Annotated in this window: 16 protein-coding genes; 9 read left to right on the top strand and 7 right to left on the bottom strand. The window is 66.9% G+C overall.

Features of this window, described 5'->3' with window-relative positions; genetic code table 11:
* Position 1: 1 nt before the first annotated feature.
* Both LH400_RS21100 and LH400_RS21105 read left to right on the top strand, forming a co-directional pair.
* Positions 2–259, top strand: a complete 258-nt coding sequence (locus LH400_RS21100; protein ID WP_229155313.1) for an acyl carrier protein — start codon at positions 2–4, stop codon at positions 257–259.
* On the top strand, positions 256–1,947 hold the full coding sequence (locus LH400_RS21105; RefSeq protein ID WP_229155314.1) for a carbamoyltransferase family protein: 1,692 nt from the start codon (positions 256–258) through the stop codon (positions 1,945–1,947). The genes LH400_RS21100 and LH400_RS21105 overlap by 4 nt, the downstream gene beginning before the upstream one ends.
* A 230-nt stretch (positions 1,948–2,177) precedes the next feature.
* Here the strand turns inward: LH400_RS21105 and LH400_RS21110 are convergent, their stop codons facing one another.
* From LH400_RS21110 to LH400_RS21140, 7 genes are all read right to left on the bottom strand, one after another.
* Entirely contained in the window at positions 2,178–2,906 is a 729-nt protein-coding gene (locus LH400_RS21110) for a ThuA domain-containing protein (RefSeq protein WP_229155316.1), read from the bottom strand.
* Positions 2,907–3,773, bottom strand: coding sequence for an NAD(P)-dependent oxidoreductase (locus LH400_RS21115; RefSeq protein ID WP_229155317.1), 867 nt, complete (start codon positions 3,771–3,773; stop codon positions 2,907–2,909).
* Complete coding sequence (locus LH400_RS21120) at positions 3,773–5,275, bottom strand: sugar ABC transporter ATP-binding protein (protein ID WP_229155318.1); 1,503 nt, start codon at positions 5,273–5,275, stop codon at positions 3,773–3,775. The genes LH400_RS21115 and LH400_RS21120 overlap by 1 nt, the downstream gene beginning before the upstream one ends.
* Complete coding sequence (locus LH400_RS21125; protein WP_229155319.1) at positions 5,272–6,261, bottom strand: ABC transporter permease; 990 nt, start codon at positions 6,259–6,261, stop codon at positions 5,272–5,274. Before LH400_RS21125 ends, LH400_RS21120 begins: the two co-directional genes overlap by 4 nt.
* Before the next feature lie 75 nt (positions 6,262–6,336).
* Positions 6,337–7,368, bottom strand: coding sequence for an ABC transporter permease (locus tag LH400_RS21130; RefSeq protein WP_229155320.1), 1,032 nt, complete (start codon positions 7,366–7,368; stop codon positions 6,337–6,339).
* Complete coding sequence (locus LH400_RS21135) at positions 7,365–8,159, bottom strand: SDR family oxidoreductase (protein WP_229155321.1); 795 nt, start codon at positions 8,157–8,159, stop codon at positions 7,365–7,367. The genes LH400_RS21130 and LH400_RS21135 overlap by 4 nt, the downstream gene beginning before the upstream one ends.
* Before the next feature lie 78 nt (positions 8,160–8,237).
* Positions 8,238–9,215, bottom strand: a complete 978-nt coding sequence (locus tag LH400_RS21140) for a sugar ABC transporter substrate-binding protein (protein ID WP_229155322.1) — start codon at positions 9,213–9,215, stop codon at positions 8,238–8,240.
* A 270-nt stretch (positions 9,216–9,485) separates the two neighbouring features.
* Here LH400_RS21140 and LH400_RS21145 point away from each other — a divergent pair, with 270 nt between their 5' ends.
* From LH400_RS21145 to LH400_RS21175, 7 genes are all read left to right on the top strand, one after another.
* Positions 9,486–11,246, top strand: coding sequence for an ABC transporter substrate-binding protein (locus tag LH400_RS21145; protein WP_229155409.1), 1,761 nt, complete (start codon positions 9,486–9,488; stop codon positions 11,244–11,246).
* A gap of 11 nt (positions 11,247–11,257) precedes the next feature.
* Complete coding sequence (locus LH400_RS21150; RefSeq protein ID WP_229155323.1) at positions 11,258–12,064, top strand: SDR family NAD(P)-dependent oxidoreductase; 807 nt, start codon at positions 11,258–11,260, stop codon at positions 12,062–12,064.
* A 130-nt stretch (positions 12,065–12,194) separates the two neighbouring features.
* A complete protein-coding gene (locus LH400_RS21155; protein ID WP_229155324.1) occupies positions 12,195–13,502 on the top strand; it encodes a M24 family metallopeptidase in 1,308 nt (435 codons plus the stop codon).
* Positions 13,503–13,559: 57 nt separating this feature from the next.
* Complete coding sequence (locus tag LH400_RS21160; protein ID WP_229155325.1) at positions 13,560–14,543, top strand: thiamine pyrophosphate-dependent dehydrogenase E1 component subunit alpha; 984 nt, start codon at positions 13,560–13,562, stop codon at positions 14,541–14,543.
* Positions 14,543–15,538, top strand: a complete 996-nt coding sequence (locus LH400_RS21165; protein ID WP_304502371.1) for an alpha-ketoacid dehydrogenase subunit beta — start codon at positions 14,543–14,545, stop codon at positions 15,536–15,538. Before LH400_RS21160 ends, LH400_RS21165 begins: the two co-directional genes overlap by 1 nt.
* Positions 15,528–16,631: a biotin/lipoyl-containing protein gene (locus tag LH400_RS21170; RefSeq protein ID WP_229155327.1), complete on the top strand. Its 1,104-nt coding sequence runs from the start codon at positions 15,528–15,530 to the stop codon at positions 16,629–16,631. The genes LH400_RS21165 and LH400_RS21170 overlap by 11 nt, the downstream gene beginning before the upstream one ends.
* 20 nt (positions 16,632–16,651) lie before the next feature.
* Positions 16,652–18,109, top strand: coding sequence for an NAD-dependent succinate-semialdehyde dehydrogenase (locus LH400_RS21175; RefSeq protein WP_229155328.1), 1,458 nt, complete (start codon positions 16,652–16,654; stop codon positions 18,107–18,109).
* The last annotated feature ends 9 nt before the right edge of the window (positions 18,110–18,118 follow it).

Consider the following 18,118-nt stretch of genomic DNA (forward strand, 5'->3'; position numbering starts at 1 on the left):
AATGCCGAACACGGAAAATGAAGCGGCCGTCCTCGATTTCGTGCGGGAGCGTGCTGCCGCTCGTACGAACGTGCCGCTGGAGGAAGTCCAGGCCTCCTCGAGCGTAATCGAACTCGGCATTCGGTCGATCGACGCCGTTCTCATATGCGGCGAAGTCGAGGACCATTTCCAGGTCGAGCTCGATCCCGGCACGATCTTCGAGCATGAGACGCTGGGCGAGTTCGTCGCAGCCGTCATGGAGCGCCTCGAAAAGGCATGACCCGATTCTATCTCGGCCTGTCGACCTCGGGGCACGATCCGGCGCTGGCGCTCGTCGACGAGACGGGACGCCTCGTCTTTGCCGAGGCGACGGAGCGCTTCGTCCAGGACAAGCGCGCCTGGGGCATCGCGCCCGACCATGTCTCGCATCTCGAGCCCGCCCTCGCGGCTGTCGGCTTCGAGCCCGGTCGCGACGACATCGTCGTCGCGACGAGTTGGACGACGGTGAAGGCCGACATCCCCGTCAACGTCTCGAACGCCATGCTTCCGGGATCGGACGGTCTCTGGCTGCGCGGCTTGCAGGCGCAGGCGCAATCCAATGCCGGCGCCTCCTTGTTGCGGCTGGGACTCGTCGACGAGAAGCCGTCCGTGATGCGGTTCGATCACCATCTGTGTCATGCCGCCGCCGCCTGCCTCCAAAGCCCGATGGACGATGCAGCCTGTCTGGTCATCGATGGGGAAGGCGAGGTCGGCGCAATCTCGCTTTTCGACCTGTCCAACCGTTCCCTCAAGCGCAAGTGGCGATCGTGGGGACCCGGAAGCCTCGGCACGTTCTATGCGTGGCTGACCGGGACGTGCGGGTTCGACTGGCGGCTCGGCGAGGAGTGGAAGGTCATGGGCCTCGCCGCCTTCGGCGAAGTGCTTCCCGATCTCGCCGACACGCTGGAAGCGATGCTCCTGGTCGAGAACGGCCGGCTGCAATTTGCGGCGCAGGAGACCGTCGAATCCGCGCAGCAAGCCGCAACCCACCACGGGCGACGATCATCCGATCCGATGATGCAGGCCGCCGATCTTGCCGCCACCGGTCAGGAAGTCTATGCGCGCCTCGCCGACCGGATCCTCCAGTCCGTCACCGGCGAGACGCCGCGCAACCTCATCGTCACAGGAGGCTGTGCCCTCAATTCTTCCTATAACGGCACTCTGGTGGGCCAACGCGAATTCGCGCAGGTCTTCGTCCCTTCGGCGCCGGCCGACGACGGCAATGCCGTCGGCGCGGCCGTGCTGGCCTGGATGAAGGACACGGGCGCCAGCGCATTTCCGGCAAATGACGGCTCACCCTATCTCGGCAGTGCCCCGGACCCGCGAGCCGCCGCAAAAGCCATCCGCTCCGCGGGAGGGTGCAAGGTCACGGACCTGCCTGGGCGATCGGCCGAGGAAGTTGCACGACGCCTGGAGGAAGGGCTGATCGTCGGCGTGATGCGCGGCCGGGCCGAATTCGGACCACGCGCCCTCGGCCATCGCTCCATTCTTGCCGATCCGCGATCGCCTGGGATGAAGGACCGGATCAATGAACAGGTGAAGGGGCGCGAGGCCTATCGGCCATTCGCACCGGTGGTGACTGTCGACAGGGCGGAGGAGTGGTTCGAGCGCTCACAGCCGTCGCCCTACATGTCCTTCACGCTGCCCTGGCGCGCGACCCAGCGCGACCGAGTCCCGGCCGTGGTGCATGAGGACGGCACCGGGCGCGTCCAGACCGTCGATCCGGCCGTCGAGCCCTGGATGAGCAAACTCGTCGAGACATTCGGTCAGCGCACCGATGTTCCCGTCGTCCTGAACACCAGCTTCAACGTCATGGGCAAGCCGATCATCCACACGATCGAGGATGCCCTCGGCGTCCTGATGACGTCGGGCCTGGATGCGGTCCTGATCGAGGACGTGCTGATCGAAAAGGCGGCGGCCCGGCCATGACCCTGACGCCCTGAAGACTGTCGACATCTCCGCGATCGGGCACCGGACCACCTGTTGGCGCGGCGGAAGCCGAGGGGCGGACTGATCGGCAGGCGGTCCCGCCGTCTTGAGCGAATTCAATCCCGCCGGCGAGTTGGTCGATCCGTCCAATGGCCATATCGTTGGCGAATAGCGGAGTTCTTGCCGCCGAAGGCCGAAGTCTCATCGGAAGACGGCGGCCAAGCCTAGTCTCAAGCATTTCCGCCGGGCTCGGTATCGCGTCCTCCGCCCGCCCAGATCATGCCCCGGCGCAAAAGGGTCGTGATCTGTGGCACCTTCAGGTCGTCCAGCGTGTGACCGACCGAGCAGTAGAAGATCCGGCCCTTGTCCCAGCGGCGTTTCCAGACCACTGGGATGACGGTGCCTTCGATCCACCAGAGATGATCGCCCGAGAAGGTGGTCGTCGCGAGGACCTCGTTCGAGGGATCGACGAGCATGTAATACTGCTCGGAATGCAGGCGGAAGCTCCTGATCCCTTGCATGATCGGGTCGGTGGGCCGGGTTACCGTCACATCGTAGTCGACAAAGTCGTCCGAGGGGATCGGGTTGTCCGGCCATCCGGGCGGATGGGCGACGAACTGGCCGCCGATCAGGAAGTGATAGGTTGGCCTGTCGCGAAACGCGTCGCCCATGTGCCCGTGCCAGCCGGCGAGGCCGCAGCCCGCCGCGACGAGCTGAAGTAAGCCGTCCTCCTGAGCTTTGGTCATCGTTCCAAATTCCGGCTGATGGGAGGAGCGCGCACTCGACCAGATCGGGACGATCAGGTCGACATCGGCCAGGGTCCCGGGCGCCTCGAGCGGTGCCAGAGTGTCATAGACATCGACCGCGCAGCCTTCCCGCTCGAGAAGCGTCCTGCACCAGTCTGAAAAATCGGTCGGGCGGTGGCCCTCCCAGCCGCCGACGAACAGCGCTGCCTTCATCTACTGCCTCCCTCTCATATAGCGAACCATGGCGGCGAGATCCGCCTCCGCGAACCCGTCCGCCGCGGCATCCTCGAGACAATCGCGGTTGAGCTCGGCCTGGGGGACGGAGACGCCGTGCTCGGCGGCGAGTTCGGCGAACAGGTCGAGATCCTTGTGGGCGAGCGCGATGGTGAAGCTCACGGGATGGGCCTCGTCGTCGAGGAACAGCGGCCGGCGATAGGACAGAACCGGCGCTGCGGCGGCCGATGCGTCGATGGCGTCAAAGGCGCGTTCGGCCGAAATGCCGGCGGCGACGGCGACGTTCAGCGCTTCGGCGAGCGTCTGGTTGAGGCCGTGGATCAGCGCATTGATGGCCAGCTTCATGACGGCGCCGGCGCCTGGCCTGTCGAGGCATACGACCTTCCGGCTCATCGCGTCCAGAACACCGCGGAAAGGCGCAATCGTCTCGGCGTCCGCGCCGACCATGATCATCAGCTTCGCCTCGCGGGCGGCGTCCGTCGCGCCCGAGACCGGCGCGTCGATGATGCGGCGCCCGTCGCTGCGCTCGCGCAGGGCCGCAATGTGATCCGGGCTCATCGTTCCCATCTCGAGAAAGTGCCGCGCGCCCGTTGCTGCCGAGAACAGGCCGTCCCGCGCGCAATGGACCGTTTCGGAGGCTCCGTCGTCGGCGAGCATGGTGAGGACGATTTCGGTCCGCTCGCAAAGCTCCCGCGGCGAGGCGGCGATGCCTGCTCCGGTCCGCTCGGCGAGCCGCTCGGCCTTTTCGCGGTTCCGGTTCCAGACCACGGTTTTGAACCCGGCACGGGTGACGTTCTCTGCCATCAGCGCGCCCATGCGGCCGAGGCCGGCGAAACCGACGCGCATCACGCGGCCCTCGACGAAATGCCGGAGATCGCCTGGATCAGATTGTCCTCGTTGACCTCCTCGGCGGTGAATTCTCGCATGATCCGGCCGTGATACATGGCGATGACGCGGTCCGAGACGTGCAGCACCTCCGGCATTTCCGACGAGATCACGATGACGGCGAGGCCGGCCCGGGCGAGTTCGCGCAGGAGATTGTGGATCTCGGCCTTCGAGCCGACATCGATGCCGCGTGTCGGTTCGTCGACGATCAGGACCTTCGGGTCCATCGCCAGCCACTTGCCGATGACGATCTTCTGCTGGTTGCCGCCCGACAGATTTTTGGCCGGGGTCTTGGGGGTGGGAGCCTTGATCGCCAGCCGGTCGCGGTATCGCTCGTAGATCTCGCCTTCGTGGCTGCCGGAGACGAAGGGGCCGCGCGACAAACCCGCCACCTGCGGCATCGTCATGTTGTCGCGGCAGCTCATGCCGAGGACCAGCCCCTGTTCCTTGCGGTTTTCCGGGACGAGCGAGATCCCCTTGGCGATCGCCTCGACCGGCGAGGCGATCCGTGTCGTCTGCCCGTCGATCAGGATTTCGCCGGCGCTCGGCGCTCTGAGGCCGAACAGCGTCTCGGCGATCTCGGTGCGTCCGGCCCCGACAAGGCCGTAGAAGCCGACCACCTCGCCGCGGCGGACCGAAAAACTCACATCCTCGAACAGACCGCGGCAGGACAGATGCCGCACTTCCAGCGCGGTCTCCCCGTGCCCGGCCGCGGCGGCGTTGCGCGAGTAATCGAGCGAGCGGCCGATCATCGCCTGGGTAACCGCATCCTCGTCGGTCGCGGCGGTGACCAGCGTGCCGCGACAGGCGCCGTCCCGCAGGACCGTGATGCGGTCGGAGATGGTGAAGATCTCCTCCATGCGGTGCGAGATATAGACGATCCCGACACCTTGCGACTTCAGATCGCGGATGACGTCGAAGAGGACGACCTTCTCGGCGTCGGTGAGCGAGGCGGTCGGTTCGTCGAAGACGACGGCCTTGGCGTCGACGGTGAGCGCCCTGGCGATCTCGACCATCTGCTTCTTGGCGATCGACAGCTTCGCGACCTTGGTCTCGGGAGAAAAGTCGCAGTTGAGGCGGGCGAGGATCTCGCCGGCCCTCGCATGCAGCGTCTTCCAGTCGACGCGGCCGAAGCGCTTCCTCGGCAGTTCTCCGAGGAAGATGTTTTCGGCCGCCGTCATCTCCTCGGCAAGGCTGAGCTCCTGGTGGATCAGCACGACGCCGTTCGCCTTCGCCTCGAGGGGCGTGCGCTGCACGACGCGCCGCTCCTCGATGAAGATCGCGCCCTCGTCCGGCTGGTGCATGCCGGCCAGGACCTTCATCAAGGTCGACTTGCCGGCACCGTTTTCGCCGAGGAGGGCGTGGACCTCTGCGGGCAGCACGGAGAAGCTGACGCCATCCAGCGCACGCACGCCGGGAAAGGTCTTGACGATGCCTTCGAGGCGCAGGGCAGGGCGGGTCATGCTCGGATCTCCTCGGTGCCGCGGCGGTTCAGCTGCTTGTCCAGGAACAAAACGGCGATCAGGATCACGCCCAGGATCACGAGGACGAAAAAGGCCGGCACCTGCATCAGGTTCATGCCGTTGCGCAGGATGCCGATGGCGAGCACCCCGCCGACCGTGCCGACGATGTTGCCGGCGCCGCCGGCGAGCTTCACTCCGCCCAGGACCACCGCGGTGATCGTCCAGAGTTCGTATTCGCGGCCGAGATTGGGGGTGGAGGCGCCCATCTGCGTCGACAGCGCGACGCCCGCCAGCGCCGCGAAGAAGCCGACGATGACGAAGTTGACGACCATGTGCGGCCCGACCCGGATGCCGGCATTGACGGCGGCCTCGCGATTGCCGCCGACGGCATAGGTGTTGCGGCCGTGGACTGTGCGCGACAGGAGGAAATGGGTTGCGGCGGCAAACAGGATGAAGAGTGCCGCCAGCGTCGGCAGCGGCCCGATCGCGCTGGCGCCGAAGTCCGAATAGAGGAAGTTCATCGCGTAGAAGGACTGTTCGCCCGTATAGATGAAGACGAGGCCGCGCACGCCGAGCATGGCGCCGAGCGTGACGATGAAGGCGTCGACGCCGGTCTTCCAGACGATCACCCCGTTCAGCGCGCCGAGGAGGGCGCCGGCGGCAAGGGCGGCGAGGACCGCCGGCAGGATCGCGAAGTCGCCCCAGGCCGAGAACATCTCCCAGCTCTGGATGTCGACGGCGAGCGAGGCGGCGAGAGCGACGACCGCGCCGACCGAGAGGTCGATATTGCCATTGATCATCACCAGCGTCATGCCGAGGGCGATCAGTCCGATCGTCGAGGTCTGGACGAGGATGTTCTCGAAATTCGCCAGGGCGAAGAAATGGTCGGCCGAGAGGCTGAAGAATACGAAGATGATGACGACGAAGCCCCAGATCGGGTTGGCGGCGATCCAGCGGCCGGCACTGGAGGCGATTGCGGTGCTCATGTCGGATCCTTCTTCCAAGGAATTCGGCTTTTCGCCCGGCGACGGCGGAGGTGACCTGCTCGTCGCCGAGCGCGTTCAGGCGATCGGCGACCAGAGCCGCCCGCGCTTGGCCGCGACGTCGAGCCACACGGCGAGGATGATGACGATCCAGGTGACGATCCACTGGACGTAGTAGGGATAGCCGAGGAGCAGGAGGCCGTTCTGGATGAAGCCGAGGATCAGGACGCCGACCACGGTCTTCAGGATGTTGCCGGAGCCGCCGAGCAGCGAGGTGCCGCCGAGGATGACGCCGGCGAGCACCATCAGCTCGTAGCCCTGGCCGACATTGTTCTGCGATCCCATCACCCGCGAGCCGAGAATCACGGCGGCGATCCCGACGCAGAAGGCGGAGATCAGATAGGTGGAGAACACCACCCGGCCGCGGCGGATTCCGGAGAACACCGCCGTCGTCGGATTGCCGCCGACGGCATAGACCCAGCGGCCGAAAGGCGTGCGCGCCAGGACGATCTGCATGAGCGCGGCGAGCCCCAGGAAGATCACGATCGGCGTCGCGATGCCGAAGACGTAGCCGCGGCCGAAGACGGCGAACCAAGTCGTCTGCTGATCGGCGACGTCGACATTCTGGCCGCCGGAATAGATCAGCGTGATCCCCTGGATCGCCGACAGCATGCCGAGCGTGACGATCAGCGAGTTCAGCCGGACATAGCCGACGAGGAAGCCGTTGACGGCGCCCAGGACGAGGGTCGCGGCGAGCATTACCAGGATGGCCGGTCCCGGCCCGATCTTGTCGTGCAGATCGACGACCATGACGGTGGCGAAGGACAGCATGGAGCCCACCGACAGGTCCAGATTGCCGCCGATCACGACCATGGTCACGCCGACCGCCATGACGCCGATTATCGCGGCCTGGCGCAGCACCGTCATCAGATTGTCGGGCGACAGGAAGCGGTCGGAGAACAGCGAGAAGCCGATCATGAAGACGACGAAGGCGATCAGGATGCCCTGGCCGGCGAGGAGGCCGACAATGGCATTGGTCCGGCGGGGTGTCTGGCGGGTTCCCGGCGTCTGGATCTTGGCGCGCATGGCGGTGGTCGGTTCGGTTGTCATACCAGCGCCATCCCGCCGTCGATCATGACGATCTGTCCGGTCATGTAGTCGCTGTCGGATGAGGCGAGGAAGGTGGTCGTGCCGGTGATGTCGCCGGGGGTCGCGACGCGGCCGCGCAGGATGTCGGCGGAGAACTCCTCCATCGCCTGGCCGGGCCGCTCGGCGGCGCCGATCTCCATCAGGTCGCGGTCGACCGCTTCCCACATCTCGGTCGCCACGACCCCGGGCGCAAAGCCGGTGACGGTGATGTCGTGCTTGGCAAGGTCGCGGGCGCCGGACTGGGTGAGCGAGACGACCGCCCATTTCGAGGCGCAATAGGGGGCGACATTGCCGAAGCCCTGCCGGCTGGCGATCGAGGCGGTGTTGATGATCTTGCCGCCGGTGCCCTGCGCGATCATCTGGCGGGCGGCTTCCTGCATGCCGATCAGCACGCCGAGCCCGTTGACGTCCATGATGAAGCGCCAATTGTCCTCGGTCACGTCGAGGAGGTTCATCGGCTTGTTGACGCCGGCATTGTTGAACGCGACGTCGAGCCGGCCGAAGCGCTCCACCACCGCTTCGATCATCGCCCGGACCTCATTGCGCTCGCGGACATCGACGCCGGCGCTCATCACGCCGCCGCCGTTCACCGCCCGGCTGCGATTGGCCTCGGCGACCGCGGCGGCCTTTTCGGCGTTGAGATCGGCGAAGCAGACGCTGGCGCCCTCGGCGACCAGCGCCTCGCCGATGGCTCGGCCGATTCCTTGCGCGGCGCCCGTCACCAGACAGACCCGGCCCGATACGCGACCCATCCCATCCTCCCATGCGAACAGTCGAAAGGCAGCCCCGCGCGGCGCTCGTGCCGTGCGGGGCCATGGCCCGAACGCCGGTCAGAAGACCGGCTTGTCGAAGTCCTTCATGTTGGCCTGGGTGATCTTCGGCGTCTCGAAATAGTTGAGCTTCGGCACCTCCTCGCCCTTGACCACCGCGACCGCGGTCTTCAGCGCCGCCTCCGCGTCGTCGACCGGCGACTGGTAGATCGAGCCGTAATATTCGCCGCGTTCCATCGCCTCGTAGCCGACGGAGAAGTTGGTCGCGCCGATGAAGGCGATGTCCTTGGCGCGGCCGGCGGCCTTGGCGGCGTTGAGCGCGCCGACCCCCATGTTGTCGTCGCCGGAATAGACGCCGTCGATCTTGTCGTACTTGACCAGGAAGTTCTCCATCACGCGCTGGGCCTTCTCGCGGTTCCAGTCGCCCGGCTGGGTCTCCATGATCTTGACGCCCGGGCAGGCGTCCGCCAGCCGGTCCTCGAAGCCCTTCTGGCGCTCGATCGCGGTGGTGTAGCCCGGCTGGCCGGAAATCTGCACGATCTGCCCCTCGGCCTTCGTCGGGTCCGCGCCGTCCTTGGCGAGCGCCTCGCACATCAACTCGGCGGCAGACGAGCCTTGCGTGATGTTGTTCGGCCCGGAGAAGGCGGCGATGAAGTCCATGCCCTCTTCGGCGATATTGGAATTGGTGATGACGACGGGGATGCCGGCCTGCTTGGCCTTGCGCACCGCCGGAACCACCGCCTTGCCGTTGGTCGGCCAGATGATGATCGCGTCGACCTTCTGCTGGATCAGATCCTGGATCTGAGCGATCTGCCGGGCGACGTCGCCGCCGGCATCGAGCACGACGACGTCGACATTCGGGTTCTCGTCGGCAGCCTTGATGAAGGCCTTCTCATAGGTCGTCTGGTAGCTGTCGACGCCGACATTGTTCTGCGTGATCCCGATGGTGATCTTGCCGTCCGCGGCGAGCGCGGCCCCGGCAAACGACAGCGTGGCGAGCGCGCTCGCGCCGACGAGAACAGATTTCAGTGCGGTCATGGTGGTTCCTCCCATTGGACTGACCTCCGCCGGCTCTTGCCGGCGCCCATCGCAGCCTCCCAGCGGAAGCGACGGAATGTGATCTGACGGCTGGATCATGACCCATCGGCAGCCGCGCAGATGTCGTAAAAATATCCAGAATGAACATAAAAATATCCGAAGTGAAGGTTTTCGCGGTACCGGCGCGGAGCCGAATTGGACATTTTCTGGAGAAGAGCGATGGCGCGGCGATCGCAGACCCCAACCGGCGAGAAGCAAATCGTGAATTCGATGGCCCATCCAGCGCAGGCAGACAAGCGGCAGGTCGCGACCGCCCCGGCCATGCGCGGAGGCTATCTCGAGCACGACGCCGTCGGCAGCGCCATCGATTTGCTCAACGATCTCGCCGTCGAACTCGACAGCCTGCTCGACGTCACCGCGATCAGTCCGCACCTCAGGATCGCGAGCCATGTCATGCTGTCGCATATCGAGGGGCGGCTGGTGACGCCGACCTCGGCGGTCGCGGCGGCCGGCGTTCCCTATGCGACGGCGGTCCGCCGGCTGAACGAACTGATCGATGCCGGCTTCATCGACCAGCGGCCGCGCACCCGGACCGGCAAGACCTTCACGCTGCATCCGAGCGGGGCGCTGATCGAACGCTGGACGGAATTCGCCCGCCGCCTGCCGCGGCTGATCGAGCGCTCGCTGGATCCGCGGGCCGACGAGGGCCGCGACTATTATTTCGGCCGGTCCTACCGCCAGACCACCATCGTTCCGCCGCCCCAGGCCCTGCCGCAGCCGCTGCAGCTGAGCGGCGGGCTGCGCATCCTGGTGCATGGCGATCCGACCTTCATGGTCATGGACACTTTGAAGCGGCAGTTCGAGCAGATCGTCGGCACGTCGATCTCGCAGCGGGCCTTCTCGATCGACCGTCTGCGTCTGGAGGCCCTGCGAAACGCCGAGCGGCCGACAAGCCGCTACGACATCGTCGCCGTCGACCTGCCCTGGATCGGCGAATTCGCGGAAAAGCACGTGTTGCAGCCGCTCGACCGGATCATGGACGTCGAGCGGCTCGATCCGGCCGACTTCCATACGGCGGGCTGGCAGGCGGCGCATTGGAAGGGGCGGCCCTATGGCGTCCCCGCGCAGACGACGCCCGAACTCCTGTTCTATCGCCGCGACCTCTTCGCGGAAGCCGGCCTGGAGCCGCCGAAGACGACCGACGAGCTGCTCGCCGCGGCCAGGCTGCTGCACGCCCCGGCGCAGGGGCGCTACGGCATCGCCTGGAACGCGGCGCGCGGCACCGCCCTCGGCCACAGCTTCATGATGATCGCCGCCGATTTCGACCAGCCGATCGTCGCGATGCCGCGCAAGGCCGGCGGCTACGACGCGAGCGGGCTCGGCAGTCACCCGAGCCAATTGCTGATCGATTCTCCGGGCGGCCTGAAGGCGGCCGAGTTTCTCCTGGAGCTCCTGCGCTATTCGCCCCCCGACATCCTGTCGATGTCCTGGTACGAGCGGGTCCGGCCCTATGCCGCCGGCAACGTGGCGATGGCCTTCGGCTACACGCTTCTCGCCCCCTATTTCGAGATGGACGAGACCTCGCCGGCCCGCGAGACGACCGGCTATCTGCCGCATCCGAGCGCCAGCGGCATCGAACGGGTGGCGCCCGTCGGGGGCTATGTGCTGGGCATTCCGGCCAATCTCGCGCCGGAGCGCCGGGAGGCGGTGGTGGAGGCGCTGACCCTCTTCACCTCGCCAGGCGCCCAGAAGCTCTACGTCCAGCACGGCAGCCGGACGCTGCCGCGCTATTCGGTCGGCGCCGACCCCGAGGTGCGCAAGCTGTCGCCGATCTTCGAGGCGGTGGACGGCATGAGCTGGCGGGACGAGCTGCAGTTCTGGCCGCGCCCGCCGATCCCGCAGATGTACCGGATCATCCAGATCTGCGGCGAGGAATTCCACGACATGCTGCGCGGCATCCAGACACCGCTTCAGGCGGTGCGCCGGGCGCAGGAACGCGCCGAAGAGGCCGTCAGAGACACAACGACATAGGGAGGCAGGACATGGGTCGCGAGCGCCTGAAGGGCAAGAACATTCTGATCACCGGGGCGGCCCAGGGCATGGGCGCGACCAATGCGGAGCATTTCGCCGCGCAGGGCGCCAATGTCTGCCTCGGCGACATCAACGAGGCGGGCGTCGCGGCGGTCGCCGAGCGCATCAACGCTGCCGGCAACGGCCGGGCGATCGCCGTCAAGCTCGACGTTACCAAGCGCGAGGACAACGCGGCGGCGGTGAAGGCGCTGGTCGATGAATTCGGCTACATCAACGTCGCCCTGATGAATGCCGGCGTCAACAAGCCGAAGATGTTCATGGACATCGACGACGCCAATTGGGACATGATCATGAACATCAACGCCAAGGGCATGCTCTATGGCATGCAGGAGGCGGCGCGCCAGATGATCGCGCAGGGACCGCGTGAGGAGGTCTACAAGATCATCAATGTCGGCTCGATCGTCTCGCGGACGGCGTTTCTCGACGTCATTCCCTATTCCTGCTCGAAATACTGCGCGCTGGCGCTGATCATCGGCGGTGCGAAGGCGCTCTGGCAGCACAACATCACCGTCAACGGCTATGCGCCGGGCGTGGTGCGCACCGAATTGTGGGAGCAGCTCGACAAGGATCTCGTCGCGATCGGCATGTTCGAGGAGGAGGGCCAGTCGATGGACCACCTCGCCAAGACGATGATCACCATGCAGCGCTATTCCTACCCCGACGACGTCAAGGGAACGGCGGCGTTCCTCGCCTCCTCGGACAGCGACTACATGACCGGCCAGCTCATCAGCATCGACGGCGGCATGATCATGCAGTGACCGGTTTAGCCGACCACTGGGCCGGCCGCCGCCACAGACCCGACGACAATCCAGCCTCGTTCCCGCGCGCCGACCCGGCGCGAGCGCCCCCGTGCGCGCCGAGGAGCGAGCGCCCGACGGAGACGATCCGATGACCCTCGAGACCACAGCCCTCAATCCGCGCATCCTGAAGCCCGGCGACGTCGATCCGAACTGGCGCTGGGACCGGCATCTGCCGGCGCTCGGTCACAGCGCCGTCGACTTCGAGCGACGTGTCGATTTCGATAGGCTACGCCACTACCGCCTCGCCCGGGCCAAGGGAGCGCTGAAACAGTCGCAATGCGGTGCGCTCCTGCTCTTCGACGTCAACAACATCCGCTACGTCTCCGGCACCAAGATCGGCGAATGGGAGCGCGACAAGATGTGCCGCTTCGCGCTCTTGGCCGGCGACGAGGCGCCTTATGTCTGGGATTTCGGATCGGCGGCCGTCCATCACAAGCAATATTGCGACTGGCTCGATCCGGAGAAATGCCTTGCCGGCGTCGTCGGCATGCGCGGGACGATCCCGCCCTCCTTCGGCCTGATGAAGAAATATGCCGAGGAGATCTACTCGCTCCTGAAGAGGGCAGGCGTCGCCGACATGCCGGTCGGCGTCGACTATGCCGAGACCGCGATGTTCTTCGCGCTGCAGGAGGCCGGCGTGAAGGTGGTCGACGGCCAGCAGATCATGCTGTCGGCCCGCGAGATCAAGAATGTCGACGAGATCCATCTCCTGACCCAGGCGGCCTCGATGGTCGATGGCGTCTATCACATGATCTACGAGGAGCTGAAGCCCGGGATCCGCGAGAACGACATCGTCGCGATGTCCAACAAGATGCTCTACGAGATGGGCTCGGACGACGTCGAGGCGATCAACGCGATTTCCGGCGAGCGCTGCAACCCGCATCCGCACAACTTCACCGACCGCTACTTCCGTCCCGGCGATCAGGCCTTCTTCGATATTCTTCAGTCCTATCAGGGCTATCGCACCTGCTACTACCGGACCTTCAACATCGGCCGGTCGACGCCGGCGCAGGTCGACGCCTACGTCAAGGCGCGCGACTGGCTCGACGCAGCGATCCAGGCGATCAAGCCGGGGGTGACGACCGACAAGGTGGCCGCGCTCTGGCCGACCGCCGAAAGCCTCGGCTTTCCCAACGAGCTCGCCGCCTTCGGCCTGCAATTCGGCCATGGGCTCGGCCTTGCCCTGCACGAGCGCCCGATCATCAGCCGCGCCGTCAGCCTCGACAATCCGATGGTGATCGAGACCGGCATGGTCTTCGCGCTGGAGACCTACTGCCCGGCGGCCGACGGCTATTCGGCCGCGCGGATCGAGGAGGAGGTGGTCGTCACCGACAAGGGCTGCGAGGTGATCAGCCTGTTTCCCGCCGAAGAACTGCCGATCGCCAACCGCTACTGAAACCGCGAAAGACGCGGGCCCCGGGAGGGGCCGCGCGGCTTCGGGAGGAGACCGACCATGAACGAGCCCCAGGCGAACGCCGAGGCCTATCTGCGCATGTATCGCCAGATGGTCCGCATTCGCGCCTTCGAGGACAATGCCAACCAGCTTTACCTCTCGGCCAAGATGCCGGGCCTCACCCATATGTATTCCGGGCAGGAGGCGGTGGCGGTCGGCATCTGCGAGGCGCTCCGGATCACCGACAAGATCACCTCGACCCATCGCGGCCACGGCCACTGCGTCGCCAAGGGCGCGGCCTTCAGGGAGATGTTCTGCGAGCTCCTCGGCCGGGAAGAGGGCTATTGCCGCGGCAAGGGCGGCTCGATGCACATCGCCGACCAGTCGCACGGCAATCTCGGCGCCAACGCCATCGTCGGCGGCTCCATGGGGATCGCGACCGGCGCCGCGCTCAGCGCCAAGCATCTCGGCACCGACGACGTCGCGGTCTGCTTCTTCGGCGACGGCGCGACGGCGCAGGGGCTCTGGTACGAGGTGATGAACATGGCCGCCCTGTGGAAGCTGCCGGTCATCTATGCCTGCGAGAACAACGGCTATTCGGAATATACCCGCACGAGCGAGATCGCCGCGGGGTCGCTGACGGCCCGGGCGGAAGCCTTCGGCATCGAGGCCCACCGCGTCGACGGCCAGGACGTCCTCAAGGTCAATGCGCTGGCGGCCGAACTCGTCGAGCGCTGCCGCAAGGGCGAGGGGCCCTTCTTCATCGAGCTCGAGACCTACCGATATCACGGCCACCATGTCGGCGACATCAACCGCACCTACTACCGCTCCAAGGACGAAGAGGAGAGCTGGAAGACGAGCCGCGACCCGATCACCAATTTCGGCGCCTGGCTCTCGGAACAGGGGATCGCCGGCGCCGACGAGCTGATCGCGATCAACGAGGCGATCCGAAAGGAGGCCGAGGCGGCCGTCGCCTACGCGCTCGATGCGCCCTATCCCGCCGCGCGCGAGGTCGACATGCACGTCTATGCGGGAGCGGCCTGATGCGCGAAATCACTCTGTCCAAGGCCGTCAACGAGGCTATCGCCGAGGAGATGCGCCGCGACCCGGCGGTGTTCCTGATCGGCGAGGACGTCGCCGAGGCGGGCACGCCCTTTAAGGTGCTTGCGGGTCTCGTCGAGGAGTTCGGACCTGAGCGCGTGATCGACACGCCGATCTCCGAGCCCGGCTTCGTGGGGATCGCGGTCGGTGCCGCGATGACCGGCTCGCGGCCGATCGTCGACCTGATGTTCGGCGACTTCCTGTTCCTCGTCATGGACCAGCTTTGCAACCAGGCGGCCAAGACCCACTACATGTCGGGCGGCAAGCTGAAGGTGCCGCTGGTGCTGCGCACCAATCTCGGCGCGACGCGCCGCTCGGCCGCCCAGCATTCGCAGTCCCTGCATGCGCTGGTCGCCCACATTCCCGGCCTGAAGGTCGCGCTGCCCTCCTCGGCCTACGAGGCGAAAGGGCTGATGAAGACGGCGATCCGCGACGACAATCCGGTGGTCATCTTCGAAGACAAGCTGATGTACCAGGACAAGGCCCCGGTGCCGGAGGAGGAGTATCTGATCCCCTTCGGCGAGGCGAAGGTCCTGCGCGAAGGGCGCGACGTGACCCTGATCGGCACGTCGTCCATGGTCCAGGTGGCGCTGAAGGCGGCTGAGATCCTGGCCGGCGAGGGGATCTCCGCCGAGGTGATCGACCCCAGGACCATCGTGCCGCTCGACGAGGCGACGATCCTTGCCTCGGTGAAGAAGACCAGCCGGGCGATCGTCGTCGACGAAGGCCACCAGAGCTACGGCGTCACCGCCGAGATCGCCGCCCGCATTGCCGAGAAGGCCTTCTACCATCTCGATGCGCCGGTAATCCGGATGGGCGCGATGGACGTGCCGGTGCCGTTCTCGCCGGCGCTGGAGGATTTGACCGTGCCGACCGCCAAGGGCGTCGCCGAGCGGGCGCGGGCGATCTGCCGCGGGGAGCTCGTCCATGCCGCGTGAGGTGATCATGCCGGCCCTGGGCATGGCCCAGGAGACCGGTCTCCTCGTCGCCTGGCGCAAGCAGCCCGGCGAGGCCGTGGAAATCGGCGACATCCTGATGGAGGTCGAGACCGACAAGTCGACTATGGAGGTCGAAGCCTCGGAGAGCGGCTTCCTGACCGGCGTCTGCGCCCGCGAGGGCGAGGACGTCCCGGTCGGCCAGATGGTGGGGTTCATTTCCGAGACGGCGGAGAAGGCCGGGGATCCCCCGGCATCGACCGATGCCAAGAGCACGCCGCTCGCGACCGCCGGCGAAGCGTCGACCTCCCCCGCAAGGGGGGAGATCAGGCCAATCGCATTGGCCGGCGCGAAGGGCGAAGCAATGTCCGCGCCGGACATGGCTCGGGACCCGGGCCGCATCCTCGCCTCGCCCAAGGCGAAGCGGCTCGCCGCCGAGCGCGGCATCGATCTCGGGCGCCTCGCCGCCGCCGGTCCCGGCCAGCCCATCCACGTCCGCGATCTCGATCGGCCGGAAGCAAGGCATGGCCCCGCGGCAGACGGCGCGGCCGCACCTCTCGGCGCCTCCGAGGCCGTTGCCGCGAGCGCCTCCCGCGTGGCCGGGCCGGAAGCGCCGGCGGCGGAAACCTGCCGCATCGAGGCGGCGGTTTCCGCCGCGGGCTTCGAGGCCTTCCACGATTGGGCCCGGCGGGAGGCCTCGTCGACGCTTCCCGCCTCGGACATCCTCGTCCCGCTCGCCGCATCCGCGCTGCGGGAAGCGGTGGGAGGCGGAGCATTGGTGATCGGCCTCGACGGCGTCTCACTGCCCGGCTCGCGCCGACTCTTCCTCGACCCCGACCGCGCCGGGATCGGCGAGGCCGCGGCTGCCGAGACGGACGCGCCGCCCGCCCTCGTCGTCCGCGACCTGACCGCCAGCCGGATCACCGGCCTCAGACTGGCCGCGAGCGACGTCCCGGTTCTCTCGGTCGCGGTGCGAGGCGGCGAATTCGTTCTCGCGCTGGAATTCGGCCCCGGCCAGATCGCCCCGGCCGCCGCGCTCGCCGTCGTCGACGGCTTCGCGCTGCGGCTCGGCGAGCCGCTCCGCCAACTTCTCTGACGAAAGAGGCAAAGACGCTCATGCTCGACCGCCCCGACATCACCGCCACCCCGTTCACCGATATCTATATCGACGGAGCCTTTCGGCCCGGCTCCAAGGGCGAACGCTTCGACGTCGTCAATCCGGCCGACGAAAGCGTCATCGCCTCGGTCGCGTCGGCGGAAATCGCCGATGCGGACGCGGCGCTGGGCGCCGCCGAGGCGGCCTTTGCCGAGTGGGCGGGACGATCCCCACGCGAACGCGCCGAGGTCCTGCGCCGCGCCTTCGAGCTGATGAGCGCCCGGCGCGACGAATTCGCCCGGCTGATCACGCTCGAAAACGGCAAGGCTCGCGCCGACGCGATAGGCGAGGCGACCTATGCGGCCGAATTCTTCCGCTGGTTCGGCGAGGAGGCCGTGCGCGCCGACGGCCTGATCACCCGCGCGCCGGCCTCCGGCGCCCGAATCATCGTCCAGCACAAGCCGGCGGGGATCGCGGTCCTCGTCACGCCGTGGAACTATCCGGCGGCGATGGGCACTCGGAAGATCGCCCCGGCGCTCGCCGCCGGCTGTCCGGTGATCATCAAGCCCGCCTCCGAGACGCCGCTCACCATGCTCGCCCTGATGCCGCTGCTCGAAGAAGCCGGCGTGCCGAAGGGTCTCGTCGCCGTGCTGCCGTCGAAGCGCAGCGGCGCGCTTGTCGATCACATGCTGCACGATCCGAGGGTCCGCGTCGTCTCCTTCACCGGATCGACGAGTGTCGGACGCAAGCTGCTCCACTCAGCCGCCGACCAGGTGCTGAAGCCGGCGATGGAGCTCGGCGGCAACGCGCCGCTGATCGTCTTCGACGACGCCGACATCGAGACCGCCGTCGCCGGCGCGATGCAGGCGAAGATGCGCAATCTCGGCGAGGCCTGCACGGCGGCGAACCGCTTCTATGTTCACGAGGCGGTGGCCGAGGCCTTCACCTCCCGGTTCACCGAAGCCATGTCGAGGCTGAGGCTCGGCGACGGGCGCGAAGAGGGCGTGGACGTCGGTCCGCTGGTCAATGCGGCAACGCGCGACAAGGTCGCGGCCATGGTTGCGGACGCGGTGGAAAAGGGCGCGCGGATCGAACTCGGCGGAAAGGTGCCGGAGGGCAGGGGCTTCTACTATCCCCCGACCGTCCTCTCGGGCGTGCCCGAGACCGCCGACTGCGTCCGCGACGAGATCTTCGGCCCGGTCGCGGCGATCCAGACCTTCACCGATACGGACGACGTCGTCCGGCGCGCCAACGACACCGAATATGGCCTCGTCGCCTATGTCTTCACCGAGGACATGAAGCGCGGTCTCGCCGTGTGCGAGCGGCTCGAATACGGCATGGTCGGGCTCAATCGCGGCCTCGTCTCCGATCCCGCCGCCCCCTTCGGCGGGGTCAAGCAGTCCGGGCTCGGCCGCGAGGGCGGGCATGAGGGCATGTCCGAATTCATGGAGACCCAATACATCTCGGCAAGCTGGTGAGGAGCGGGC

It is taken from the genome of Jiella soli, from assembly GCF_020615385.1.
Taxonomy (GTDB): domain Bacteria; phylum Pseudomonadota; class Alphaproteobacteria; order Rhizobiales; family Rhizobiaceae; genus VKMB-3413.